Raw genomic sequence first — 25,063 nt, forward strand, 5'->3', positions numbered from 1 at the left:
GATTTTTCTCTAAGCCTTCTTAAGTAAATTTGATTTTTGAATGGAGTGAAAAGTTTGGAGTTTAAATATTTTGATATAATAAAGAGATTAATTAATACTGTTGAATCAAAGGAAAAAGAAGATATGGAAGCTACAGTAAAGTTAATGGTAAATGCTATTTTAAATAAAAAATCTATCTTTGTTTTTGGAGCTTCTCATGCAGGAATTATAAGTGAAGAACTTTATTATAGGGCAGGAGGACTTGTAGTTATTAATCCTATATTTGCAAAGGCTCTTATGTTAGATACATCGCCAATTACTCTAACTAGTGAAGTAGAAAGATTAGTAGGTTATGGTAGTGCAGTTATGAATAAAACACCAGTAAAGGAAGGTGATATAGTTATAGTGCATTCAGTTTCAGGAAGGAATCCTGTATCAATTGAAGTAGCTATTGAAACCCAAAAAAGAAATGCTAAAGTAATATGCATTACAAATTTAAAATACTCTAAATCTGTTACATCAAGACATCCTTCAGGAAAAAATCTTTATGAAATATCTGATATAGTATTAGACAATCATGGGGATATTGGAGATGCTTGTGTAGAAATAGATGGTATTGATCAAAAGGTAGGACCAACTTCAACTGTAATAGCTGCAGCCATAATGAATTCAATAGTTGCGGAAGTTGCACAGGAGTTAATAAATAAAGGAATAGATAAGCCGCCTATTTTCTATAGTGCAAATCTTGATGGGGGAGATGAATTAAATCAAAAAATATTTAATGAGTATAAAGATGCAATACATTACAAATATTAATATTAGTTATACTATAAATAGGTTTTAATATAAAAAATAAAGATGCTTGTAAAATAAGTAATAAAAATTCATTTTACAAGCATCTATTTTTTATCTAATCTATTTTAAATTGACTAAGTTTATCTAATATAGATTGTGTTAATCCATGTAAGTTTTCAGCTGAATCAGAAACTCTTTCACTTGAAGTAGATAATTCAGTTGATGAAGCATGTATTTCTTCAGTAGCTGCACTTAATTCTTCAGATATAGCAGAAGAATTATTTATGCTATCTATTATATTTTGCTTTCCTGAGGATATATCATCCGAACTCTTATTTAAAACATTTATTTCTTTAGTAACATCATGAACTAAAGATATAATTTCATCAAAGCTATTCATAGCTTTTGTTGTTTCACTTATTTGAGTTTGAAGCAATGAGCTTATGTTATTATTTTCTTTAACAATAACTGAAGTTTCAGTAAGAACGTTTTGCACTATAGAAGTAATTTTGCTAGAAGAGGACTTACTTTCTTCTGCTAGTTTTCTTATTTCATCTGCTACTACAGCAAAACCCTTGCCAGCTTCTCCAGCTCTTGAAGCCTCAATAGCTGCATTTAAAGCAAGAAGATTAGTTTGTTCTGATAATGAATTTATAACATCAGTTATAGTCGTAATATCAGTAATGTTATTTTTCATGCTTAATACACTGTTACTAAAAGATTTAAAGTTATTTTCTAAAGTTTTTATTGTTACTACTAGTTCAGCTATGTCTTTATTAGATGCTGTTGATTTATGATTAATATTATTTACCATAGTAGCAATATTAGTAATTGATGAAATTATAGAATTTAAATTAACATCAAATGTATCTATAGCAACTGCTATATTTGAAAGCTGATTAGCTTGAGTATATGTACCTTCAGAACTTTCTTTTGTTGCTGCAATTATGTTTTTACAAGAAGTTAAGTAATCTTCAGACATATTAGTTAAAGATAAAGCTTCGTTTTCTAAAGTATTTGAAGAATTCTTAATAGAGAAAATCATATCCTTTAAAGAAGTTTGAGATTTTTCTATAGAAGAAAGTATTATGCCTACTTCATCTTTTTCACCTAATTCTTTTTTAGGAAGAACTTGAGAAAAGTCTCCTTTTGCAAAGTTAGAAACTATATTAGAAACTAAAGTTAATCTCTTACTAATAGAATTAGAGAATCTATAAGCTATAACTATTGAAATAATTAATGTTACTATTCCAATAGAAACTACTATTTTTAAAATAGTATTAACTACTGCAAATAAGTCACTACTATCAACCATAAGTCCTATTGACCAATTAAATTCTGGAATATTAACATAAGAAATTACTCTCTTGGTCCCATTAAATCCGTATTCATCAAATCCTGTTTCACCTGATTTCATTTTTTCAATACTTTTAGCTAATTCAGCTAGTTCAGGATTAGTTTTAGCTAATTCAATAATATTTTCGCCTTTTTGAACCCTTTCATAGTCATAATGTCCTATAGTTATACCGTTACTATCTATTAAACATGTTTTTCCTGTATTTCTAAAGGTTATTTCGGCTACTTTGTCAGATACTTCTTTAGCATCTCTACCAAAGGATAGTACTCCCACTATTTCTCCATTATTTTTAATTGGAGCTGCATATATCATCATAGTTTTTCCTGTAGTCTTATCAGTTAATGGACTACTAACTGTTGAGTCACCTGCCATAGCTGATTTAAAATAATCTCTATCTGCAATATTTAAAGTTTTATTATCACTATTTAAAGCATTACCAGACTTATCTGCAATTAGTATTCTATCTAAATTATATTGAGATAGATACTTGTCAAGTGATTTTAAATTTTTTTCAATATCTGAATATGAAGACATAGTTACTGTTGAAGCTAATGTTTCAGATAACATAATATATTTATTTACATATTCTTTTAAGTCACCTGCACTTCTTTGAGCTAATTCATTCATCATTTTTAGTGATTCATTTTTTACTTGTTTATTTACTATAAAAGTTGTAACAGCTGTAAGAGCTAAAAATGATACTAGTAGTAAAGATGAACAAAGTGCTATTATCTTTGTTTTAATTGATTTGTTTAAATTTTTCATATGTACCTCCTATTTTTGTGCTATATAAATTATCGAGGGAGTGTACTGGAAACTTTAGAATTTAATTCTATAAACTATAAAAATAGGTACTATAAATATACAAATTATCTTAAATTTAGATATATTAAGACAGGGGTGAAATGGAATTCCAGGAAAAAGCAATAAAGTTTGACTTAAAATTGACAAAATAAATATTTTAATGTATATTATAAATGGATTTTTAAAATTAAATTAAATAAGATAAAGGAGACGGAAATTATGAGCAATGATAAGATGACAGCTAAGCAGTTTTCGGACAAGCTATTAACAGGGTTAAGTATTGGTATTGTAGTAGCACTTATACCAAATGCCCTATTAGGGGAGTTATTAAAAGCAATAATCCCTCATTTTGCTCCAGCACAAACAATTTTTGATGTAACTGTACTTGCAATGAGACTTACACCAATGGTAATTGGAGTTTGTATTGCAATGCAATTTAAATTAACTCCGATTCAAACAGCTTCTATAGGTATGGCTACTGTAATTGGATCGGGTGTAGCAAAAGTTGCTGAAAAAGGTACCTTTGTATTTGCAGGTACAGGTGATGTAATTAATGCTGCAATTACAGCAGCTATAGCAGTTGGACTTGTTCTTCTTTTAGGTAACAAGTTGAAAGCGTATACTATATTATTAGTTCCAGCAATAGTTGTAATTGTAGCAGGAACAATGGGTATTGTTACGCTACCATATGTTAAAGGAATAACACTAGCCGTTGGTGATGTTATTAATAAATTCACTACTTTACAACCAATAGTAATGGGAATATTAATATCTGTATCTTTTGCATTTTTAATTGTTTCACCTTTCTCTACTGTTGCTGTTGCGACAGCAATTGCTCTTGCAGGAGTGGGATCAGGTGCAGCTAATTTAGGAGTAGTAGCAGCAGGATTTGGTTTAGCTATTGGTGGATGGAAAGTAAATTCATTTGGTACTTCAATAGCACATTTCCTTGGTTCTCCTAAGATGCAAATGGCTAACTTAATTAAGAAGCCAATAATGATGGTTCCAGTCCTTTGTAATGCTGCAGTTTTAGGAGCATTAGCTGGAATGTTTAATATTCAAGGAACACCAATGAGTGCTGGATTTGGTATTTCAGGACTAATAGGCCCAATAAATGCTTTAAATTTAATGGGTGGATATACAACATCAAACATAATTATAGTTACTTTAATATTCGTAGTTGTTCCAATAGCATTAGGAATTTTATTTAACTATGTGTTTACTAAGGTTGTAAAAATAGTTTCAGAAGAAGATTACAAATTAACATTTGAATAAAAAGAAATTATATGTAGGAGGTAACTCCTACTATATTTCTTTTTAATAAAAATAATAAAGTGTATAAAAAGGAGTTTTAATTATGAAAGTGTTAGCTTATTGTGTAAGACCAGATGAAATGAGCAGTTTCGAAAAATTTTCAAGCAAGTATAATCATGAAGTTACAATTTTAAAGGAGTCTTTTGGACCTTCAAATGCTAATTTAGCAGAAGGGTACGATGCTGTAAGTATATTAGGAAATTGTAATGCAAATAGAGAAGCAATAGAAATTATTTCTAAATTAGGTGTTAAATATTTAGCGACTCGTTCTGCAGGATATAATAATATTGATTTAGAAGCAGCTAAAGAATTTGGAATAGGTGTATCAAATGTACCAGCTTATTCACCAAATGCAGTAGGAGAATTTGCAGTAGGACTTACTTTATGTTTAGCAAGAAACTTTAAACAAGCATTTAGAAGAGTAGAAGCTCAAGATTTTTCATTAGGTGGATTAATTGGATTTGAATTAAGAAATAAGACAATTGGATTTATAGGAACAGGAAGAATCGGACAAACTGCTATTAAAGCATTTTCTGGATTTGGCTGTAAGATGATTGGATATGATTTATACCCAAGTGAAAATGCTGCAAAATATTTAGAATATAAAACATTAGATGAAGTATTTGAACAAGCAGATATAATATCTTTTCACTGTCCATTAACAGATGATAATTATCATTTAGTAAACGAAGAAACAATTGCTAAAATGAAAGATGGAGTAATTTTAATAAATACGTCTAGAGGACAATTAATGGATGCTAAGGCTTTAATTGAAGGATTAAAGAGTGAAAAAATTGGCGGTGTAGCAACAGATGTTTATGAATATGAGTATGGAATTTTCCATAATAATCATCAAAATAATGTAATTAAAGATGAGACATTATTAACTTTAAAATCATTCCCTAATGCTATAGTAACACCTCATTATGGATTCTATACAGACGAAGCAGTAGCAAATATGGTTGAATATTCATTACAAAATTTATATGATTTTGAAACAACAAATGATTGCAAAAATAAGTTAGCATAGGTGATAAATTTGAGTTGGGAGTTAATTAAGTTAGATTCAAATGAGAACCAAATAAAGCATCATTTTAATATAGAAGACTACATAAAAGATATAAACCCTAAGTTATATCCAGATGTGACAAATGGTTTAGTGAGAGAAAAGATTGCTCAGCATTTTGGAGTGACAAAAGAAGAAGTAGTTTGCTCTCATGGTTCAGACTATTTAATTAAGGCTTTAACTTTTGGCTTAGTAAGAGGAAATAATGAAGTAATAATGCCTGAAGTAGCTTTCCCGACATATGAGATTGCTGCAAAAATAAAAGAATGTAAGTATATTAAAGTTCCATTAAAGAATTATGGAATTGATTTAGATACAACTTTAGAAAAAATAAATGAAAATACAAGATTAATTTGGATATCAAATCCTCATAATCCAACAGGGACATTATTAACTGATGAAGAGATTATAGCATTCTTAAAAAAGGTTCCATCTTATGTTAAAGTAGTTTTAGATGAAGCTTATGTAGAATTTTTAGATAAGGATCCATTAGATTCTATAAAAATTTATAAAGAGTTTCCTAATGTTATAATATTAAGAACTTTTTCGAAAGCATATGGATTAGCTGGTGTTAGAGTAGGATATAGCATTGCTAGACCTAAAATAAATGATGAGTTTAATTTTGTTATCGGACCTTTTGATTTAAATTCTTATGCACAAGCTTTGGCAGTAAGAGTTATAGATGAAAAAGAGTATGTAGAGAAAGTTAGAGTCGAAAATAAAGAAGCGCTTAGGATGTATGAAAAAGCTTTAGAAGAGATTGATTTAGAATATATAAAATCATATGCATCATTTATTATGATTAAATTAGGACATAGAGCAACTGAGTTTGTAAACTTTATGAAAGAAGAAGGCATAATAATAAAAGATGGTGCTTTAATAGGAATGAATGGATTTGTTAGAATTTCAATGGGCACAAAGGATCAGAATGAGAAAGTTATACAGATTATAAAAAGGTTTTTTAACTATAATCTTTAGCTAAATTATTTGCAAGTTTAATAATTCTTTAGAATATAAAAGGAAGTTATTTTTTAATAACTTCCTTTTATATTTTAAGTTAAGTTAAATATAATTGTTTGAATTTTATCATTAAAATAAGAACTTTCTTATAGGGGTATTAAAGTTTATTTACAAATTTTTGATATGTTTTATTATATATCCACCTTTGAATTGTGTAGGTTCATAAGAAACTATGAAGGCGTTTTTTTCCATTGATTCAATAATAGATATAACTTCATTTTCCCTATTTCTATGAGAAACTATTTCAAGTCTGTATCTTTTTTCTTTATTAATTCCTTCTCCGGTATAAATAGTTACACCAAATTTTAAACTTCGTAGTTTATCTACTAACTCTTGGTTATAATTTGTTAAATTTACATGAATAGATCTATATCCAATGGCTAATTTTTCTTCTATTATTCCGCCTAAGTATATTCCAATACCATATCCAAGTATATAAGCACCTATGTTAAGAAAGTTACTTAAATCAGAGAAAACTATCCCAAGACTTGCTATATAAATAATAGCTTCAAGAAAAGCAAATAATGATGCTTGAGCCTTCTTACCTTTTACAACGAAGGTAGTTCTAAGAGTTAAAAGAGGAACATAAATAAGTTGTAAAATAAAAATTGTTAATGCATTCATCAATTTTAATACCTCCTTCTAGTTTAGTTTCACTTTATTATAAGTTAATAAGGTAAGTATTTCATATTAGAAAAAATTAATTAACTATAGTATAAGAAAGTTTAAAGAATAATAGATGAGATAATGTTTAATTTTAGAATTATTATATTAGTGAAATCTTAGTAGACAGATTATGTAATAAAATTATTTAAATTTAGTTAATATTGAAGAATTTATAATTAAATATACTAATTATAAACTTATACATAGTTAAATTTTTTTGTTAAGATTAGATAGCACTTCTATTATTAAAAATACTAAATAAATATAAGAGATGGATTTACTATAAAATCCATCTCTTATATTTATTTAGTTACTAAGCTTTTATCCAATCTACAACTCCAGGAGTTAAAGATGCAACATCATCTTCATCAACTTTAGTTACAAAAAGTAAATCATTAGGTGCTAAGAATTCTTTAATTTTTTCTGCTATTTCTTTAGCTGAAACATCAGTTTTAACTAAATAGCTATCAGGCATAAAGTTAGCCCAAGCTCCAAGTGATTTTATTGTTCCAACTATTTCATAATCATCACGATGATTATGATGATGTTCATGATCGTGGTTATGGTCGTGATCATGAGATTCACATCCGCATGAATGTGAGTCTTCATTTAAGTAAAATGTTATTGCATAAACTGTCATATATGTACCACCTTATATTTGTATTTTTTATAATCATAATATATATTTTCTTCAAAAGCTAGTTATATTATTAAATAATAAATATTAAATATTAAATTTAAGATACTTTGTAAATATAATTAATAAACAAAAGGTTACGTCTCTAAGATTTTTTGCTAAAGTTTAAATTTAATAATTTAACCATATCATTAAATACTCCTTTTCGTATAGTAACATAAATATAATAAAATTAAAATAAGTATATGTGTAAAAAAAGAGTTCAAAAAAGTCAATTAACATTACATAAAAAACTATATGAAATATTATAATCTTAGTATAAAATAAGAAAAAGACTAAAAAAGATAAGAGAGGAGATTATATGAGTAAATTAAATGATATATTAGAATTTAATAAAAATTTTGTTGAGAATAAAGAATATGAACAGTACAAAACTTCAAAAGAGCCAAAGAAAAAGATACTTATTTTATCTTGTATGGATACCAGACTTACAGATTTACTACCTAAAGCATTAAATTTAAAAAATGGTGATGCTAAAATTGTTAAAAATGCTGGAGCATCAATTATGCATCCTTTTGGAAGTGTAATTAGAAGCGTTATTGTTGCAATTTATGAATTTAATGTAGATGAAATTTTTGTGATTGGCCATCATGGATGTGGGATGTGTAATTTAAATACAGAAAATTTATTAGAAAAAGCTATTGATAGAGGAATCTCACAGGAAGCTATAAATACACTTTTTAATGGCGGAATTGATGTGAAAAAGTGGTTACATGGATTTGATTCAGTAGAAGAATCTATAAAAGATAGTGTTAATTTAATAAAAAGACATCCTTTAATGCCACAAGGAATATCAGTTCATGGTCTAGCAATAGATCCGGAAATTGGTAAACTTGATGTGATTATAAATGGTTACGAAAATTAAAGCTAAATACTAATAAAAAGGCAAAAGATTAAATTATCTTTTGCCTTTTTAGTTATATAAAATTAATCAATGTATTTATTTATAAAAGTTTCAATGGTTGACCAGTAAAGATCAGGATTCACTTTTGATGCTTTAGCATGTCCCGCTCCTTCAATAGTAAGTTTTTCTTTTTCAGAACTCGTAGCGGTATATAGTTCGTCCATCATTGAATATGGAACAAAGTCATCTTTATCACCATGAATAAAAAGTATTGGAGTTTTAGATTTCGAAACTTGATTTAATGCTGATGCTTTTCTTAAGTTATATCCAGCTCTAAATTTTGATACTAATGAAGAAGCATGCATTACAGGAAAGTCTGGAAGTGAATAAAGCCCCTTTAATTTATGAGAAAATTGATTCCAAACAGATGTATAACCGCAATCTGCTATAATTGCCTTTACATTATTAGGTAAATTTTCACCCGATACCATAGAAACAGTAGCAGCTCCCATAGATACTCCATGAAGTATTATTTCTGTATTTTCATAATTTTTAATAATTAAATTTATCCACTCTATAATATCAAGTCTGTCATTCCATCCCATTCCAATGTAATTACCTTCGCTACTTCCATGAGCTCTTAAATCTGGAATTAAAACGTTATAACCCATATCATAAAAGCTTTTAGCATAAAGTATCATATCAGAACCTTTACAAGTATATCCATGAACAGTTATTGCCCACTTATTAGTAGGATTTTCGTTTAGTATTTTATATCCATGCAGTTTTAAATTATCAAATGAAGTTATATATTCATCAGAAAAGTTTGAATTACTAGTTAGCCAATTTACATCTTCATTTAAAACTTGTCCATCTGTATCTTCAGATTCTTCAGGTTTACCAAAAATAATATCTTTAGAAGTTTTTGGATTAAGAGCTAAGTTATAAAAGTAATTTCCTACAAAGCCTAAGGCGCCAACTGATAAAGTGGCTAAAACACCAGTTGAAAGTAGTACTATATTTTTCTTTTTCATAGTTACCTCCTTGGATTGTGCTAATATTATTAAGGGTTATTTTATCACTTTTAAATAAATTTCACAATAAATTATTTGAAAGTGACTTTATAATAATAATATGAATTAAATTTTAAAAATTGAGCTATAAACTTATTTTTTATAATTAAATTAAATAAAAATATTAAAAAGGGTTGACAAATATAGAGTAATTTCATATGATGAAGTAGAATTAGAAATTAAAATTTGAAAATTAAATATCTCGGTAGGTGAGGTTACCACAAGGATAAGGGTTGCTGCCGCAAAATAGTGGAGACACTATGAGAAGGTTAGCAGTCTATGTCGAATCCAAGGCATAGACTAATGCAATTTCATCGCCTTGTGAAGCTGAAGCTTGAACGATGGTGAAACAATTTTTTTGTTTTATGTTTTTTGTTGCAGTTTATTATTGCATATTTTAGGAATTTTATTTCCCTTACCATTGTTTTGGCTTTGGTAAGGGTTTTTTATTTTTAATCAATTTTATGTTTATATATTTTGAATTTTTGGAGGTGAGAGGAATGGATGAAGAGAGTAGTAAGAACATAGACCCACTAGGGAGAAGTATGATTTTCGTAAGCACGATGAATTTATTATGTACTAGATTGTACATTCATTCCTCTTGCTCATTACAATTGAATAATTTACATTAGTATTTCTTTTGGGTTTATGTCTTACTTTCTAAAAAAGTATTAAAATCTATTTTTTAGGAGGGAAAGACAATGAAAAAAAGAATATTGAAAAAAAACATTACTAATGAATTAAGATTAGCTGAAACAAAGAATAGATTAATTTCAGCTGCAATTCAAAATGAAAGTGCTATATTAAAGATATATGATACAAGCTATAATGGCTATGAAGAAAGTAAAGTTGAATTAATGAGAGAGAAGTTTGGAAAAAATGAAGTTACTCATCAAAAAGGTGACTCTTTATTAAAAAGACTTTTAGAAGCTTTTATTAATCCATTTACTATAATTTTATTGATTTTAGCAGTTATATCATTCATTACAGATATAGCTATTGTTGAACCAGCAGATAGAGATGCAACATCAGTTATTATAGTAACTACAATGGTTTTAGTTAGTGGAATCCTTCGTTTTGTACAAGAGGCAAGGTCAAGTAAAGCAGCTGAAAAGCTAAGTGAAATGGTTAAGACAACTATAAGTGTAGAGCGTAAAGAAATTGGAAGACAAGAAATTTCAATTAATGAAATTGTAGTTGGAGATATAATTCATTTAGCTGCTGGTGATATGATTCCAGCTGATGTTAGAATATTAAGATCTAAGGATTTATTTATAAGTCAATCATCATTAACTGGTGAAAGTGAACCAGTTGAAAAAATAGATAAGGCTATTATAAGTGATTGTAAAAATCCTGTTGAGATGAACAATTTAGCTTTCATGGGAAGTAATGTTATTAGCGGTTCAGCTACAGCAATAGCAATTAATGTTGGGGACGATACAATATTTGGTTCTATGGCAAAGCAAATAGTAGGTAAAAAAGTTACTACAAGCTTTGAAAAAGGTGTAAACTCAGTATCCTGGGTATTAATTAGATTTATGTTAGTAATGGTTCCGATAGTGCTATTCATGAATGGCTTTACTAAAGGAGATTGGATGGAAGCATTTCTATTTGCTCTTTCTATTGCAGTAGGTCTTACCCCAGAAATGCTACCAATGATTGTTTCAGCAAACCTTGCAAAAGGTGCAGTTTCTATGTCAAAGAAAAAAGTAATAGTTAAAGATTTAAATGCAATACAAAATTTTGGATCTATGGATGTTCTTTGTACTGATAAAACTGGAACACTTACACAAGATAAAGTTGTTTTAGAATATTCTCTTGATATTGAAGGAAATGAAGATAGTAGAGTATTACGCCATGCTTTTCTTAACAGCTATCATCAAACAGGATTAAAAAACTTAATGGATATAGCTATAGTAAATCATGCAAATGAAAAAGATATGATTGAATTATGGAAAGATTATAAAAAAGTAGATGAAATACCATTTGATTTTAGTCGTCGTCGTATGAGTGTAGTAGTTGAAGATAAATATGGTAAAACTCAACTTATTACAAAAGGAGCAATTGAAGAAATGATATCAGTTTGCTCACATGTAGAATATAAGGGGAAAATAGAACCTATTACAGAAAAAATAAAAGATGAAATTCTAGAGACAGTTGCAGGCTACAATAGAGAAGGAATGCGTATATTAGGTATTGCTCAAAAGAATAATCCATCAAAAGTAGGAGAACTTTCAGTAAAAGATGAAGCTGATATGGTTCTAATAGGATATCTTGCATTCTTAGATCCTCCAAAGAAAAGTACAGCTGGAGCAATAAAGGCTCTTGAGGAGTATGGTGTTAATGTTAAAATTCTTACTGGAGATAATGATGCTGTAACATCTTCAATTTGTCGTCAAGTCGGAATAAAAGTAAGTAATTTATTGCTTGGATCAGATATTGAAGAAATGGATGATGAACTACTTAGTGAAGTAGTAGAAGAAACTAATGTATTTGCTAAGCTTTCACCACAACAAAAGGTACGTGTTGTAGCTGCTTTAAGAAATAATGGACATACTGTTGGTTTTATGGGAGACGGAATAAATGATGCAGGAGCTATGACAGAAGCAGATGTTGGGATTTCTGTAGATACAGCAGTAGATATATCTAAAGAATCAGCTAACATTATATTGTTAGAAAAAGATTTGATGGTTTTAGAAGATGGAGTAATAGAAGGCAGAAAGATATATGCAAATATCATTAAATATATTAAAATGACAGCAAGCTCTAACTTTGGAAATATGTTTTCTGTTCTAGCAGCAAGTATATTCTTACCATTCTTACCTATGATGCCAATACAGCTTTTAATGCTAAATTTAATTTATGATATTTCTTGTATAGCTATTCCTTGGGATAATGTAGATGAAGATTATCTTAAAGCACCTCGTAAATGGGATGCAGGCTCCATTAGCAAGTTTATGATTTGGATTGGACCAACTAGCTCAGTTTTTGATATTGCAACTTATATTCTAATGTATTTCTTTATTTGTCCATTTGTATTTGGCGGACAATTCCATACACTAAATGAAGTGCAACAGTTAGGGTTTATGGGACTTTTCCATGCAGGATGGTTTGTTGAATCACTATGGTCTCAAACTCTTGTAATTCATATGATTAGGACACCACGTATTCCATTTATTCAAAGCCGTGCATCATGGAAGCTTACAACATTAACAACATTAGGAATAGCAATAGGAACTATAATTCCTTATACAGCTTTTGGAAAGGCTTTAGATATGGTTGCTATGCCAGCAATTTATTTCCCTTGTCTAGTTATAATAATAATTCTTTATATGGCATTAGCAACAGTTTTAAAGAAAGCTTTTATAAATAGATATGGTGAGTTATTGTAAATATTTATTAAAGAAAACAAGCTAAGTTTTAAATTTAGCTTGTTTTTATTTAATGAGCAATGAATATATAAATTTAGAGTATTATTAATTGTTGAATAATTTATAAAATTATGATAAAATACTTTTGCAATAAACTTTTAAAAGGTTATATTAAAAGTTAAGGAGAGAGAAAATTGAGAAAATACAAATGTGTAATATTTGATTTAGACGGAACAATTTTAAATACAGAAAGAATGAATATGATACCTCTACAAAGGTTAATTAAAGAAGAACTTGGACAAGATGTATCATATGAAAACTTATTGAAATATAAAGCATATGCAGGAAAAAAGACAATAGAAGAATTAGGTTTTAAGGATATAGAGAAAGCTTACGATAAATGGGTGAAGTATGTAAATGAATTTGAAGAAGGGGCTACATTATATGATGGCCTTGATGAAGTTATAAAAACTTTATATAAAGAAGGAATCATATGCGCAATAGCAAGTTCTAAAATGAAAAATCAATATGAAATAGATTTTGTACCTACTGGATTGCAAAAATATATTAAATGTGAAGTGTTAGCTGATGATACAGAAAAGCATAAACCTTATCCAGATCCATTGCTTAAGGTTGCCGAAATACTAGATATATCACCAAAGGAGTGTATGTATATAGGTGATACAATATTTGACTTTAAAGCTACAAAAGCAGCTGGTATGGATTTTGGAATAGCCATATGGGGAGCAGATAGCTTAGATGGTATAGAAGCTGATTTTAATTTAAAAGAGCCAAGAGATATTTTAAAGGAGTTAAATATTTAATGAAAAAAATTGCAGGAACACCAAAGGAACTTAAAAATGTAAATACTTCATTAATAATGAATTCTATAAGGACTAGAGGTAATGCAACGAGAGGTGAAATTGTTAAAGATACAGGAATAAGCCATACAACTGTAAGAGGAATACTTAATGAATTAATAGAAATAGATGAAATAACCTCTATTGGCTTAGATGAATCAAGTGGTGGAAGAAGAGCAGAAAGATATAAAATTAATTCTAATAAAAGGTATGTAATAGTACTTTCAGTAGAGGAAGAAAAAATAGTATATAGATTGGTAAATGCTTTAGGTGAAGTCTTAGAAGAAAATGCTAAACTAATAAATGGTGTAGAGGATACTAAAACTATAATAGATGCCATAGAAGGTTTATATAGAGTTTATTTTAATATAGAAGGAATAGGAATTAGTGTACCAGGAATAGTAACTAAAGATGGGTTTTTATCTGGAATCAAGATGGAAGAGTGGAAAGAGATAAAAATAAAGAAACAGCTTGAGGAGAAGTATAAAATTCCGATAATATTAGAAAATGATATAAACTCAACTTCTATAGCTTTTTATAATGATTATGTAGAAAAGAATAATTGTAGAAGTATGAGCCTTGTGTATATAAGTTTTACTTCATTAGGAGTAGGATCAGGAATAATAGTAAATGGAAATGTTTTAAAGGGTGACGATGGATATGCAGGTGAAATTGGTTTTATACCTATGAAAGATAAGTTTTTAAACATTGCTATGATGAGTGATCTAGATGATGATACCTATTGCAGAATAATTATAGATACTATTAAAACTATATCAGCTATAATTAATCCTAAAGTAGTGGTTTTAGGTGGAAGTAGTTTTAAATATGAGATGAAAGATAAAATAATAAATCAGTATGATAAAGAATTTAATATAAAAACTAAAATACTAATAGAGAATAAAGAAGCTGATTATGCTTTAGAAGGAATAAAAGAAAAGGCATTAAGCTTAATAAATAAAGAGGTTAAGCTTATTGAAATTTAATTTAAACTAAATTAGTTTATTATAAGTATGGAGGGCGTTATAGTTTTTACTAGCGTAACCAAAATACTTTTAAATAAAATTGAAAGTTATGGCTATAATTTAATATAAGCCATAACTTTTCTTTTTACTAAGAAACACATAATTAATAAGAGTTCTTATATAAATACCTTACTAAAATGTAATACAAATATGCATGGAATAATTGTATAATTAATGTAATTTCATAATTATTAAGGAGTAGATAATATGAATTATAAAATATATATTATAGAAGATGATTTATCAATAAGCTTTTTATTAAAAGAATATATATCTAAATACCAATTTGATGTAAAAGTAGTAGAAAACTTTGAAAATATAATGGATGAATTTAATGAATTCAATCCTGATCTTGTATTATTAGATGTTAATTTACCTAAGTTTGATGGGTTTTATTGGTGTAGGAAAATAAGACAAGAGTCAAAAGTTCCAATAATATTTATATCAGCTAGGGATAGTGGGATGGATCAAGTTATGGCTCTTGAAAATGGTGGAGATGATTATATAACCAAGCCTTTCTATTATGAGGTTGTCATGGCAAAGATAAAAAGTCATATAAGAAGAGCCTTTGGAGATTATGCTCCTAAAATGAATGAAAGAATAGTAGAACTTGATGGACTGGTATTTTATCCAGAGAGATCCGAAATAGAGTTTAATGATAAAAAATTAATAATAACGAAAAAGGAAGGTATATTATTAGAATATCTTATTAAAAAATATCCTAAAGTTGTAGATAGAGAGTTCCTTTTAGAAAAGATATGGGATGATATTGAGTTTGTAGAAGAAAATACATTAAATGTTAATATAAGCAGAATAAGAAAAAGGCTTCAAGAAATTGGAATATATAACGGAATAGGAACTGTAAGAACCGTTGGATATAGGTTAAATAAAACCTGGTAGGAGAATGAAAATGAAATTATTTATAAAGGATAGTAAAGGATATATAATTATATATTTCTTAAGCCTTATTATTACCTTAAGTTATATAACACTTTTAGGTAATTTAAATGTAAATGAGTGTTTCTATATATTATTATTTAATACATTTATTTTATTTGTTTTCTTAGGACGTAGATATTATAAGAATAAAGAAGTTTATAAATTTTTAGAAAATAACTTAAATAACTTAGATGAATCTATATTAAATTTAGGAGATTCAGTTTTAGGAGAAGGTATATCTAACAATTTAAAGAAAATGAATAGTTTATATAACGAAGAAATAATAGAGTTAAATAAAAACTATGAAGAACATTTAATATTTATAAATCAGTGGGTACATCAAATGAAAACACCTTTATCAGTTATACAGTTACAAATGCAAGAGTATGAGGGTGAGGAGCCTATTGAAAATATTAAAAAAGAAGTATATAAGTTAAATAAAGGATTAAATATGGCAATGTATTTTGCTAGGTTAGATTCATTTCAAAAAGATTTTATAATAGAGAAAATTTCTTTATATAATTTAGTTATTAATAAAATAAATGAAGAAAAAACTTTATTTATTAAAAATAAAATAAAACCAATAGTTGAAATAGATAAAAAAATAGAAATATATAGTGATGCAAAGTGGGTTAAATTTATATTAGAACAGCTTATTGTTAATGGAATAAAATACTCTAGGAGTATTGGAAAAGAATTAATAATAAAATCTGAAGAAGATTTAGAATTTGTTAAATTATATGTTATAGATGAGGGAATAGGAATAAATAAAAAAGATATTAAAAGAGTATTTGACCCGTTTTTTACAGGAGAAAATGGACGTAAATTTGGTGAGTCTACAGGTATGGGCTTATACATAGTAAAAAAGGTTTGTGATAAATTAGATCATAAGGTAGTAATAGATTCTAAAATTGAATGTGGAACAATTGTTACAGTAATGTTTAAGAAGTAGGAGAAATAGTCCTACTTTTTTTAGTAAATTCGGATAGGTTCTAGAAGTTTTAAAAATAGAATAGTTGAAGGTGACGCACGTGTAATAATTCTGTAAGGTTCAAAGATAGTAGATATAAAGTATTTTCCTTTAAACTAAATATATAAAGTTTAAAGGAGGATAAATAAGGTGATTGATATAATATTCATATTAAAAGCGATTATAATTGGGATAGTAGAAGGACTTACAGAATTTATTCCTGTATCTTCTACAGGACATATGATATTAATTGGAAGCTTAATAAATTTTAATGGCGAATTTGTTAAGATGTTTGAGGTAGTAATTCAATTAGGAGCAATATTAGCAGTAGTAGTACTTTATTGGAAGAAAATTAGTGAAAGTATAATAGAGTTTTTAAAATTTATAATTACTAAAGGAAAAGAAGGTAGAGTGGGGTTTAAGTTTGGGATTAATATTATAATAGCTTCTATTCCAATGGGGATTATAGGTGTATTATTTTATAAGAAAATAAAATTTTTATTTAATCCAGAAGCTGTAATTATAGGTTTCATAGTAGGCGGCATTTTATTATTAATAGTGGAAAATATATTTAGAAATAGAAAAAAGCAAGCTTATAATATAGATGATATAAGTTATATTCAAGCTTTAAAGGTAGGTATATTACAAGTGTTAGCTGTTTGGCCAGGAATGTCTAGAAGTGCATCAACTATTATGGGAGGATGGATTGCAGGAATGTCAACAGCTATAGCAGCTGAATTTTCATTCTTTTTAGCTATTCCAGCAATGATAGGTTCATCAGGTAAAGACTTATTTGAATTTGATTATTCTATAATGACATCAACCTTATGGATTGCATTAATATTAGGATTTATTGTTGCCTTTATAGTATCGATGATAGTTATTAAAAAATTTATTGATTATTTAAAGAAAAAGCCTATGAAGATATTTGCAATTTATAGAATTTTAGTAGGAATTTTACTTGCTGTATTAGTATTTAAAAAAGTTATAATATTAACGGTATAGAGGGAGAGAAAAATGGAAGTTTTAACAGTTAAAAATTTAAAGAAGATATATGGAAATAAAGTTGTATTTAGCGCTTTAAATAATATTAACTTTAATATAGAAAAGGGAGAATTTGTAGGAATAATGGGGCCTTCGGGTAGTGGAAAGACAACACTCTTAAATATGATTTCTACAATAGATAAACCTACTTCAGGAGAAATAAAAGTAAACAATGTTAATCCTTTAATACTTAAAGGAGATGAATTAGCATTATTTAGGAGAAGAGAGTTAGGCTTCGTATTTCAAGATTTTAATTTAATAAACACATTGACTATTGGTGAAAACATATTGTTACCACTGACTTTAGATGGCGTATCAATAAATGAGCAAGATAAAAGGCTACAAAGGGTAGCAAATATTCTTGGTATAAGAGAATTGCTAAATAAAAGAACATTTGAAATATCTGGAGGTGAAGCTCAAAGAACAGCAGTTGCAAGAGCTTTAATACACAATCCATCAATTCTTCTAGCAGATGAACCTACTGGAAATTTAGATTCAAAAGCATCGAGGATAGTAATGGAGCTATTTGAAAAAATAAATAAGGAGGAAAATGTCACTACAATGATAGTCACACATGATCCATTAGCAGCCAGCTATTGTAATAGAATTTTATTTATAAAGGATGGATCAATATATAATGAAATTTATAAAGGGGATAATAGACAACAGTTTTATCAAGAAATTTTAGATGTTCTTGCGTTACTAGGAGGGGGAAGATAATGAATTTTATAGAGTTCGCCACTAGAAATGTAGGAAGAAATATAAGGGCATATTTTGGATATTTCTTAAGTAGTAGTATTTCAGCAGCGTTATTATTTTCATTTACTATGCTAATACTGCATCCAGAATTAGATATAAGTAGCTTTCGAAACTACTTACAAGTTGGATTTTATTTAACTATGGTAATAGCATACGTATTTTTATGCTTCTTTATATTTTATTCTGTAAGTGTATTTTTAAAAAGTAGATATAAAGAGTTTGGAACACTATATATTTTAGGAGCTTCAGATAAACAAATAAAGAAAATGATTATAATTGAAAATATTTTAATTAGTTCTATATCTGGTGTGATTGGAATTATATTAGGATTAATTTTTTCAAAAATATTTTTAGTAGCTAGTGGAAAGTTATTAGGTTATGATATTTTAACTTTTTATTTCCCAACTAAGGCAATGATAATTACAATAATGGCTTTTATTTTAATGGGGGGAATAATTTCTATTTTCACTGCTAGTATAATAAAAGAAGATAAGGTTTTATCATTGCTTAAAGCAACAGAAAAACCAAAGGATGAACCAAAAACATCGAGTATTCTTACATTAATTTGTATTGTATTAATTGTTGTAGGATACTATTTTTCAATTACCTCAACCATGAAAAATATAATATATAGAATTGTGCCTGTAACAGTAATTGTTATAATCGGAACTTATTTATTGTTTTCCCAGCTTAGTGTTTTTATAGTAGATAAGCTAAGAAGCATTAGAAGGTTTTATATGAATAAAACAGCATTATTATGGGTTTCAAATCTTTTATATAGAATAAAAGATAATGTAAGAATGTTTTTTATTATAACAATAACTTCAGCAGTGGCATTTACGTCAATTGGAGGAGTATATTCCTTTTGGCTTAATAAGGAATCAGAGGTGGATAAAAATTTTCCTCAAGCATTTTTCTATTCCTTTGATGAAGATAATATAAATATTGATGAAAAAATAATGTTTTTTGAAGATGATTTAAAGGAATATAACTATAATTATACAAAGGTTAAGGGTGAAATAAAATCACTACAATATAATAATAATGAGATAAATATAATAAGTGAAAGTACCTATAATATGTTAGCTAATTCACTTAAAAAAGATAATATACTTCTTAATGAAAATGAAGCTGTATTAGAAGCACAAGTTACAAAAGGACTTAAAAATATATCAATTGATAGTATGAATATAGAAGTTACTTCAGTTTTAGAATATAGAGTTCTTCCAGCTTTATATGAGGATTTATATATTATAAATGACGAAGAATATAATAAAATCAATGCTTCAGTATTTTCATTTTATAGTATTAATATAGATAATTATAAAGAAACTTTGGATATATCTAAAAAATATATAGAGAAGTTTCCAGAAGAAAACTATAGTAAAGAAGAGATTCTTCTAATAAAGGCTAATATGTTAGAAGCCATTAAATTAGGGTATGGAATATTTATGTTTCTAGCAATATTTATAGGAATAATCTTCTTTGTGACTACTGCTAGCTTTCTATATAATAAATATTATATGGATATAGAAGAGGACAAAGTGAAGTATAACAATCTAAATAAAATAGGATTAACCTTTAAAGAAATAAAGAAAATATCAACTATAGAAATTGGAGTATTATTTTTACTTCCTTATATAGTTGCAGTAGTACACTCTTTATTTGCACTATTAGCATTAAATAATGCATTTGAAATGGAAATAAGAATATCAGCAATTACAGTAATGGGAAGCTTTTTAATTATTCAAGTTATATACTTCCTTGTTATTAGAAAAAGATATTTAATTGAGATAAAAAGAAATTTATAAAAAATAAGGGTGATTAAATATCATCCTTATTTTTTAGATTAAAATTAATATATTTATTATTTTAATATGTATAATGGTATAATTTAGATAAAAAACGTTGAGAGGTATCTATAATGAAGGAAATTTTATTAATTGAAGATGATTTTGATTTAGCTAAACAGCTTTCTTTATCACTAAGTAAATGGGGATTTAGCGTTGATTTAATAGATGATTTTAATAATATAAGAGAGGAATTTATAGATAAGAAACCAAGCTTAGTAATAATGGATGTTAATTTACCTTATTATGATGGCTTTTATTGGTGTGAAAAAATTAGAGAAATATCTAAAGTTCCAATAATATTCTTATCTTCAAGAGATTCTAATATGGATTTAATTATGGGTATTAATAATGGCGGAGATGATTATATAACTAAGCCATTCTCTATAGAAGTTTTAATAACTAAGATAAATGCAATTCTTAGAAGAAGTTATGATTATGTTAGTTTAGATTCTATTATTTATTATAAGGATACTATTTTAGATATGGAGAAGTGCACTTTTAAGTATGAAGATAATATTATTGATCTAACTAAAAATGAAATGAAAATCTTATCAATTCTTATTAAGAATAAAGGTAAGGTAGTATCAAGAGATAAGATTATGATGAGTTTATGGAATGATGATGAGTTTGTAAGTGATAATACATTGACAGTAAATGTAACTAGACTTAGAAGTAGACTTAAAGATGAATTAGAATTAAATGATTTTATAAAGACCAAGAAGGGGATAGGGTATATGATTTAATGGGATTAATAAGATTTATAAAGGATAAAAATTTTAATATTATATTTTCAATAATTTTATTATTAATAATTAATATATATTTAGTTTCTATAAATTCATTTAATTATAGAATTGGAGATTTAGTTTATTTAGATTTTATTATAATTGCTATTTATGTAATATATTTTTATATAAAGTACACTAATTGGAAGAAAAAGTACCATGATATATATAGTTCAATTTCAAATAAAAATGATATTTCTATAGAAGATATTAAAGGAACTTCATTAGAAGAAGAGATAATGTTAAATATTATAGAAAATAAAGAGAAAAAGTATGATGGAAAAGTAAAAACATATGAAGAGCAATTAAGGGATATGGAAGAATATATTTCTAAGTGGATTCATGAAATAAAGCTTCCTATAACAGCATTAAATATAATTTCAGATGAAATGGAAGATAACAATACAGCTAATAGTGTTAAAAATGAAACTGAAAAGATTAATTTTTTAGTCAATTCAGTAATGTATGGTAGTAGAGCCACTGTAGCCTCAGAAGACATATTTATTAAAGAAGAAAATTTAGAAAATATAGTAAAGAAATCAATAAGAAATAATGCATTTTTTCTAATAAAAAATAAGATGGAAGTTACTACAAATAATTTAAATTATAATATTTATAGTGATGGTAAATGGATCATTTATGTTTTAGATCAATTAATTAATAATGCTATTAAATATTCAAAAGAAAATTGTAAAATTGAGTTTTACGCAGAAAATCATAGTGATCATATAAAGCTATGTATTAAAGATTATGGAATTGGTATAGAAAAGGAGGATATTGATAGGATATTTAATAAAGGTTTTACAGGTAGTAATGGTAGAAATAAAGTATATAAATCTACTGGCATGGGACTTTACTTTACAAAGAAGATATTAAATAAATTAGAGCATGAAATTTCTGTTGAGTCAATTAAGGATGAGTATACTTTGTTTAATATATTTTTTTATAAGATATCAGATTATTTAAAGGTTACTAAAATGTAACATTAGAATTTAAAAGGTAAGGTTAAGTGAAGGAATCCAAATTAAAAAACTATTAAAATAGAATTAAAGTTAAATTAATTTTGGAGGATTTAGTTATGAAAGAAATTTTAAAATTAAAGGATGTATCTAAAGAATATGGTGTCAAGGGATTTAGGACAAGAGTATTAAATAAAATAAATTTCACTGTAAATGAAGGTGATTTCATTTCAATAATGGGGCCATCAGGAGCAGGGAAAACAACTTTGCTTAATTTGATATCCACATTAGATAAACCAACAAAAGGAGAAATAATTCTTGATGGATTAGATATAACTAAGGTTAAGAATAAAGAGTTATCTAATTTAAGAAGAGATAAAATAGGATTTATATTTCAAGACTATAACCTTTTAGATAATATGAACTTAATGGATAATATAGCATTACCTCTAGCACTAGGTAAAAAGAGAACTAAAGATATTGAAAATAAAGTTATTAATATAGCAGAAATATTTGGGCTTAAGGAACATTTAAAAAAGTATCCATACGAATTATCTGGAGGACAAAAGCAAAGAGGGGCAGCGGCTAGAGCATTAATAACTAGTCCAGAAGTAATATTTGCAGATGAGCCTACTGGAGCATTAGATTCAAGATCATCATCAGATTTATTAGAATCTTTAAGTAGAGCAAATAAAGAAGAAAAGGCAACTATTGTAATGGTTACTCATGATGCTGTTACTGCAAGTTATTCTAATAAAGTTTATATTTTAAGTGATGGAGAAATAAAGTGTCAATTAAATAAAGGAGATAATAGAAAAGAGTTTTACGGAAAAATAATTGATATGTTAGCATCTTTAGGAGGTGCTAAATAATGAGCGTATTTAATATAGCTTATAACAACTTTAAGAACAATATAAAAGTTTATACTATGTTCTTTATTTCTATGATATTTTCTGTAGTTGTATTAAGTAATTTCTTAATTATGATGGATGGGGATGCGATGAAAATCCTTGGTGATATGAATGAGGAATATAGTAAGCTTATATTACAAATGATAACCATTATTTTAGTAATATTTATGTTTTTCTTTATTTGGTATGCATCTAATATCTTTTTGAGAAATAGGAAAAAGGAAATTGGAATTTATGCATTTATGGGGCTTGATTCATTTGTAATAGGGAAAATATATTTTATTGAAATGATGTTAATTGGAGTAAGTGCATCAATAATAGGAACAACAATAGGTGTTATTTTATCAAAGTTTTTTCAAATTATAGTTTTTAAAATTGCAGATTTTAATATAGATGTTTCATTTAATGTAAGCTTGAATTCTATTATTTATACTATACTAATTTTTATGTGTCTCTTCCTATTTATGAGTATAAAAGGATTTATAAGCATAGTTAGAAGTAAAATTGTAGATCTTTTAAATGCAAGTAAAAAGCAAGAGAAGATGCCAAAGGTTAATTTTATTACTTATATAATTGCAATAATATCATTAATTTTAATAGGATATGGTTATTATTTAGTAGATAAAGAAGCAACAAATGCTGTTAAGACATTAATATTAGTTTGTATAGGAACATATGGATTATTTGGAGCTGTATTTCCAATAATATTTAATTTTTTAGTTAATAAGAAATCTATATTATACAAGGGCTCAAATATTATAACTATAAATAATTTAGCTTATAGATTGAAGAAAAACTATACTATTTATTCAACTATAGCAATTCTTACTGCTACAACTACAACTGTATTAGGAACGGCCTTTTCAATGAAGACCACATATGAAAATAGTCAAAAAAATATAACATTATATTCTTTAGCTATTTCTTCTGCAGATGAATTTAATTCCGAAAAGATTTCAGATATATTAAAGAGTGTAGGAGAAGAAAAGTATTCATTAAATACTAAAGTATTGAAAGCGAAGAGTACATTAAAAGATGTTCCTCAACATGAAAATGATGAATATATAGTAATATCTTATTATAATTTAAAGAATATATTAAAAGCTAATGGAAATGAAAAAGACTTAGAGAAATTTAATGAAGATATGATTCAAGGGAAAAAAGCCATATATATTGAAAGGCCGGGCACCCTTATGAGCTTATTAGCAAATATTAAGGATATTACATTAAATGATATTCCATTTGAAGTAAGTGAAAGTACTAGAATTAGAGTTTTTGGTGAAGCTTTAAATTATTCAACTATAGTTGTAAATAATGATGAGTATGAAAATCTTAAATCAACATCAACTGAATTAAACTTTTATGGTATTAAAATAGAAAATGAAGAAGAAATATTAAATGTAATAAATGAAGTAGGTGAATATGTTCCTTTAGAGACTACAAAAGGATATTATGGATTAGGAGAATTACAAAAAATAGAGTGGATAAAGTTTGTTTATGCAATTGGAGGGTTCTTATTTTTAGTTATGGCTTTAGCAGAAGCAAGTATAATTTATATAAAAATTTACAGTGATGCTAATGAAGATAAGCAAAAATATAAAACACTACTAAGCATAGGAGCTTCTAAGAAGGATATAGGTAAATCTATAAGAAGAGAAGTATCATTATTTTACTTTATCCCACTAGCAGTTGGATCAATTCATAGCTATTTTGCAATTAATGTATTAGCTGATTTTATGAAGGAAAATTTAAATTCTGTATATTTATTGAGCTTAATAATTTGTACAATTATATTTATTATTAATTGTATTATCTCCATTATGGGATTCAAGAAAGTTATAGGAATTAATAAAAGTTAATTAGAGAAACAAAAAATTCACGAGATTTATAAATTCGTGAATTTTTTTATTATCTAAGCATTTTTTACATATGAATAAAATAACAATATATAAGTGATAATAGAGTTATAAAC

The 25,063-nt window shown here is 26.9% G+C and carries 21 protein-coding genes and 1 riboswitch; of the genes, 17 read left to right on the top strand and 4 right to left on the bottom strand.

All coding sequences use genetic code 11. The features are described from left to right. The first annotated feature begins 45 nt into the window (after positions 1–45). On the top strand, positions 46–795 hold the full coding sequence (locus ACZJV1_RS04930) for an SIS domain-containing protein (RefSeq protein ID WP_460286513.1): 750 nt from the start codon (positions 46–48) through the stop codon (positions 793–795). Between the two features lie 94 nt (positions 796–889). Here ACZJV1_RS04930 and ACZJV1_RS04935 read toward each other — a convergent pair whose 3' ends face one another. Then, the gene (locus ACZJV1_RS04935) at positions 890–2,896 is read right to left on the bottom strand and encodes a methyl-accepting chemotaxis protein (RefSeq protein WP_463651625.1); all 2,007 of its coding nucleotides are present in this window, start codon (positions 2,894–2,896) and stop codon (positions 890–892) included. 258 nt (positions 2,897–3,154) lie between these two features. Between ACZJV1_RS04935 and ACZJV1_RS04940 the strand changes: the two genes are divergently transcribed. The 3 genes from ACZJV1_RS04940 to hisC all read left to right on the top strand — a co-directional run bounded on the left by ACZJV1_RS04940 (position 3,155) and on the right by hisC (position 6,293). Further along, positions 3,155–4,210 carry a PTS sugar transporter subunit IIC gene (locus tag ACZJV1_RS04940; protein ID WP_460286452.1) on the top strand — a complete coding sequence of 352 codons (1,056 nt, stop codon included), beginning with the start codon at positions 3,155–3,157 and terminating at the stop codon, positions 4,208–4,210. An 82-nt stretch (positions 4,211–4,292) separates the two neighbouring features. Beyond that, positions 4,293–5,279 (top strand): D-isomer specific 2-hydroxyacid dehydrogenase family protein, encoded by a 987-nt coding sequence (locus ACZJV1_RS04945; protein ID WP_460286453.1) that lies wholly within the window; start codon positions 4,293–4,295, stop codon positions 5,277–5,279. A 9-nt stretch (positions 5,280–5,288) separates the two neighbouring features. Beyond that, on the top strand, positions 5,289–6,293 hold the full coding sequence (gene hisC, locus ACZJV1_RS04950) for a histidinol-phosphate transaminase (protein WP_460286454.1): 1,005 nt from the start codon (positions 5,289–5,291) through the stop codon (positions 6,291–6,293). A 150-nt stretch (positions 6,294–6,443) separates the two neighbouring features. On the opposite strand, the gene ACZJV1_RS04955 is transcribed toward hisC, so the two are convergent. Together ACZJV1_RS04955 and ACZJV1_RS04960 are read right to left on the bottom strand one after the other, a co-directional pair. After that, positions 6,444–6,959 (bottom strand): DUF5698 domain-containing protein, encoded by a 516-nt coding sequence (locus tag ACZJV1_RS04955; protein ID WP_460286514.1) that lies wholly within the window; start codon positions 6,957–6,959, stop codon positions 6,444–6,446. Positions 6,960–7,314: 355 nt separating this feature from the next. After that, entirely contained in the window at positions 7,315–7,641 is a 327-nt protein-coding gene (locus ACZJV1_RS04960; RefSeq protein WP_463651626.1) for a hypothetical protein, read from the bottom strand. 358 nt (positions 7,642–7,999) lie between these two features. Here ACZJV1_RS04960 and ACZJV1_RS04965 point away from each other — a divergent pair, with 358 nt between their 5' ends. Next, on the top strand, positions 8,000–8,563 hold the full coding sequence (locus ACZJV1_RS04965; protein ID WP_460286456.1) for a beta-class carbonic anhydrase: 564 nt from the start codon (positions 8,000–8,002) through the stop codon (positions 8,561–8,563). A 62-nt stretch (positions 8,564–8,625) separates the two neighbouring features. Here ACZJV1_RS04965 and ACZJV1_RS04970 read toward each other — a convergent pair whose 3' ends face one another. Next, positions 8,626–9,576, bottom strand: a complete 951-nt coding sequence (locus ACZJV1_RS04970) for an alpha/beta hydrolase (RefSeq protein ID WP_463651627.1) — start codon at positions 9,574–9,576, stop codon at positions 8,626–8,628. Positions 9,577–9,809: 233 nt separating this feature from the next. Then, positions 9,810–9,969, top strand: a riboswitch (M-box (ykoK) riboswitch). A 347-nt stretch (positions 9,970–10,316) separates the two neighbouring features. Here ACZJV1_RS04970 and mgtA point away from each other — a divergent pair. The 12 genes from mgtA to ACZJV1_RS05030 all read left to right on the top strand — a co-directional run bounded on the left by mgtA (position 10,317) and on the right by ACZJV1_RS05030 (position 24,950). Next, complete coding sequence (mgtA, locus tag ACZJV1_RS04975; protein WP_463651628.1) at positions 10,317–13,007, top strand: magnesium-translocating P-type ATPase; 2,691 nt, start codon at positions 10,317–10,319, stop codon at positions 13,005–13,007. Positions 13,008–13,180: 173 nt separating this feature from the next. Next, positions 13,181–13,810 carry an HAD family hydrolase gene (locus ACZJV1_RS04980; protein WP_463651629.1) on the top strand — a complete coding sequence of 210 codons (630 nt, stop codon included), beginning with the start codon at positions 13,181–13,183 and terminating at the stop codon, positions 13,808–13,810. Beyond that, on the top strand, positions 13,810–14,832 hold the full coding sequence (locus ACZJV1_RS04985) for an ROK family protein (RefSeq protein ID WP_463651630.1): 1,023 nt from the start codon (positions 13,810–13,812) through the stop codon (positions 14,830–14,832). The genes ACZJV1_RS04980 and ACZJV1_RS04985 overlap by 1 nt, the downstream gene beginning before the upstream one ends. 246 nt (positions 14,833–15,078) lie before the next feature. Then, complete coding sequence (locus ACZJV1_RS04990; RefSeq protein WP_463651631.1) at positions 15,079–15,771, top strand: response regulator; 693 nt, start codon at positions 15,079–15,081, stop codon at positions 15,769–15,771. A 10-nt stretch (positions 15,772–15,781) separates the two neighbouring features. Next, positions 15,782–16,762, top strand: a complete 981-nt coding sequence (locus tag ACZJV1_RS04995) for a sensor histidine kinase (RefSeq protein ID WP_463651632.1) — start codon at positions 15,782–15,784, stop codon at positions 16,760–16,762. A 171-nt stretch (positions 16,763–16,933) separates the two neighbouring features. Then, entirely contained in the window at positions 16,934–17,785 is an 852-nt protein-coding gene (locus tag ACZJV1_RS05000; RefSeq protein WP_463652141.1) for an undecaprenyl-diphosphate phosphatase, read from the top strand. A gap of 12 nt (positions 17,786–17,797) precedes the next feature. Continuing rightward, the gene (locus ACZJV1_RS05005; protein WP_411170152.1) at positions 17,798–18,544 is read left to right on the top strand and encodes an ABC transporter ATP-binding protein; all 747 of its coding nucleotides are present in this window, start codon (positions 17,798–17,800) and stop codon (positions 18,542–18,544) included. After that, on the top strand, positions 18,544–20,394 hold the full coding sequence (locus ACZJV1_RS05010) for an ABC transporter permease (RefSeq protein ID WP_463651633.1): 1,851 nt from the start codon (positions 18,544–18,546) through the stop codon (positions 20,392–20,394). The genes ACZJV1_RS05005 and ACZJV1_RS05010 overlap by 1 nt, the downstream gene beginning before the upstream one ends. Before the next feature lie 113 nt (positions 20,395–20,507). Next, positions 20,508–21,179: a winged helix-turn-helix domain-containing protein gene (locus ACZJV1_RS05015; protein WP_463651634.1), complete on the top strand. Its 672-nt coding sequence runs from the start codon at positions 20,508–20,510 to the stop codon at positions 21,177–21,179. Further along, positions 21,179–22,204, top strand: coding sequence for an ATP-binding protein (locus ACZJV1_RS05020; RefSeq protein ID WP_463651635.1), 1,026 nt, complete (start codon positions 21,179–21,181; stop codon positions 22,202–22,204). The genes ACZJV1_RS05015 and ACZJV1_RS05020 overlap by 1 nt, the downstream gene beginning before the upstream one ends. A gap of 95 nt (positions 22,205–22,299) precedes the next feature. After that, positions 22,300–23,052, top strand: coding sequence for an ABC transporter ATP-binding protein (locus ACZJV1_RS05025; RefSeq protein WP_463651636.1), 753 nt, complete (start codon positions 22,300–22,302; stop codon positions 23,050–23,052). Next, positions 23,052–24,950, top strand: a complete 1,899-nt coding sequence (locus ACZJV1_RS05030) for an ABC transporter permease (RefSeq protein ID WP_463651637.1) — start codon at positions 23,052–23,054, stop codon at positions 24,948–24,950. The genes ACZJV1_RS05025 and ACZJV1_RS05030 overlap by 1 nt, the downstream gene beginning before the upstream one ends. Positions 24,951–25,063: the final 113 nt, after the last annotated feature.

The organism is Clostridium sp. LS3, from assembly GCF_055330225.1.

What these genes read in the sequence shown, in the direction of transcription:
- mgtA (WP_463651628.1), top strand. Translation starts at nt 10,317, where the DNA reads ATGAAAAAAAGAATATTGAAAAAAAACATTACTAATGAATTAAGATTA.
- ACZJV1_RS04955 (WP_460286514.1), bottom strand. Translation starts at nt 6,959, where the DNA reads ATGAATGCATTAACAATTTTTATTTTACAACTTATTTATGTTCCTCTT.
- ACZJV1_RS04940 (WP_460286452.1), top strand. Translation starts at nt 3,155, where the DNA reads ATGAGCAATGATAAGATGACAGCTAAGCAGTTTTCGGACAAGCTATTA.
- ACZJV1_RS04960 (WP_463651626.1), bottom strand. Translation starts at nt 7,641, where the DNA reads ATGACAGTTTATGCAATAACATTTTACTTAAATGAAGACTCACATTCA.
- ACZJV1_RS05020 (WP_463651635.1), top strand. Translation starts at nt 21,179, where the DNA reads ATGGGATTAATAAGATTTATAAAGGATAAAAATTTTAATATTATATTT.
- ACZJV1_RS04965 (WP_460286456.1), top strand. Translation starts at nt 8,000, where the DNA reads ATGAGTAAATTAAATGATATATTAGAATTTAATAAAAATTTTGTTGAG.
- ACZJV1_RS04945 (WP_460286453.1), top strand. Translation starts at nt 4,293, where the DNA reads ATGAAAGTGTTAGCTTATTGTGTAAGACCAGATGAAATGAGCAGTTTC.
- ACZJV1_RS04990 (WP_463651631.1), top strand. Translation starts at nt 15,079, where the DNA reads ATGAATTATAAAATATATATTATAGAAGATGATTTATCAATAAGCTTT.
- ACZJV1_RS04935 (WP_463651625.1), bottom strand. Translation starts at nt 2,896, where the DNA reads ATGAAAAATTTAAACAAATCAATTAAAACAAAGATAATAGCACTTTGT.
- ACZJV1_RS05005 (WP_411170152.1), top strand. Translation starts at nt 17,798, where the DNA reads ATGGAAGTTTTAACAGTTAAAAATTTAAAGAAGATATATGGAAATAAA.
- ACZJV1_RS05010 (WP_463651633.1), top strand. Translation starts at nt 18,544, where the DNA reads ATGAATTTTATAGAGTTCGCCACTAGAAATGTAGGAAGAAATATAAGG.
- ACZJV1_RS04970 (WP_463651627.1), bottom strand. Translation starts at nt 9,576, where the DNA reads ATGAAAAAGAAAAATATAGTACTACTTTCAACTGGTGTTTTAGCCACT.
- ACZJV1_RS04985 (WP_463651630.1), top strand. Translation starts at nt 13,810, where the DNA reads ATGAAAAAAATTGCAGGAACACCAAAGGAACTTAAAAATGTAAATACT.
- ACZJV1_RS05030 (WP_463651637.1), top strand. Translation starts at nt 23,052, where the DNA reads ATGAGCGTATTTAATATAGCTTATAACAACTTTAAGAACAATATAAAA.
- ACZJV1_RS04995 (WP_463651632.1), top strand. Translation starts at nt 15,782, where the DNA reads ATGAAATTATTTATAAAGGATAGTAAAGGATATATAATTATATATTTC.
- ACZJV1_RS05025 (WP_463651636.1), top strand. Translation starts at nt 22,300, where the DNA reads ATGAAAGAAATTTTAAAATTAAAGGATGTATCTAAAGAATATGGTGTC.
- ACZJV1_RS05015 (WP_463651634.1), top strand. Translation starts at nt 20,508, where the DNA reads ATGAAGGAAATTTTATTAATTGAAGATGATTTTGATTTAGCTAAACAG.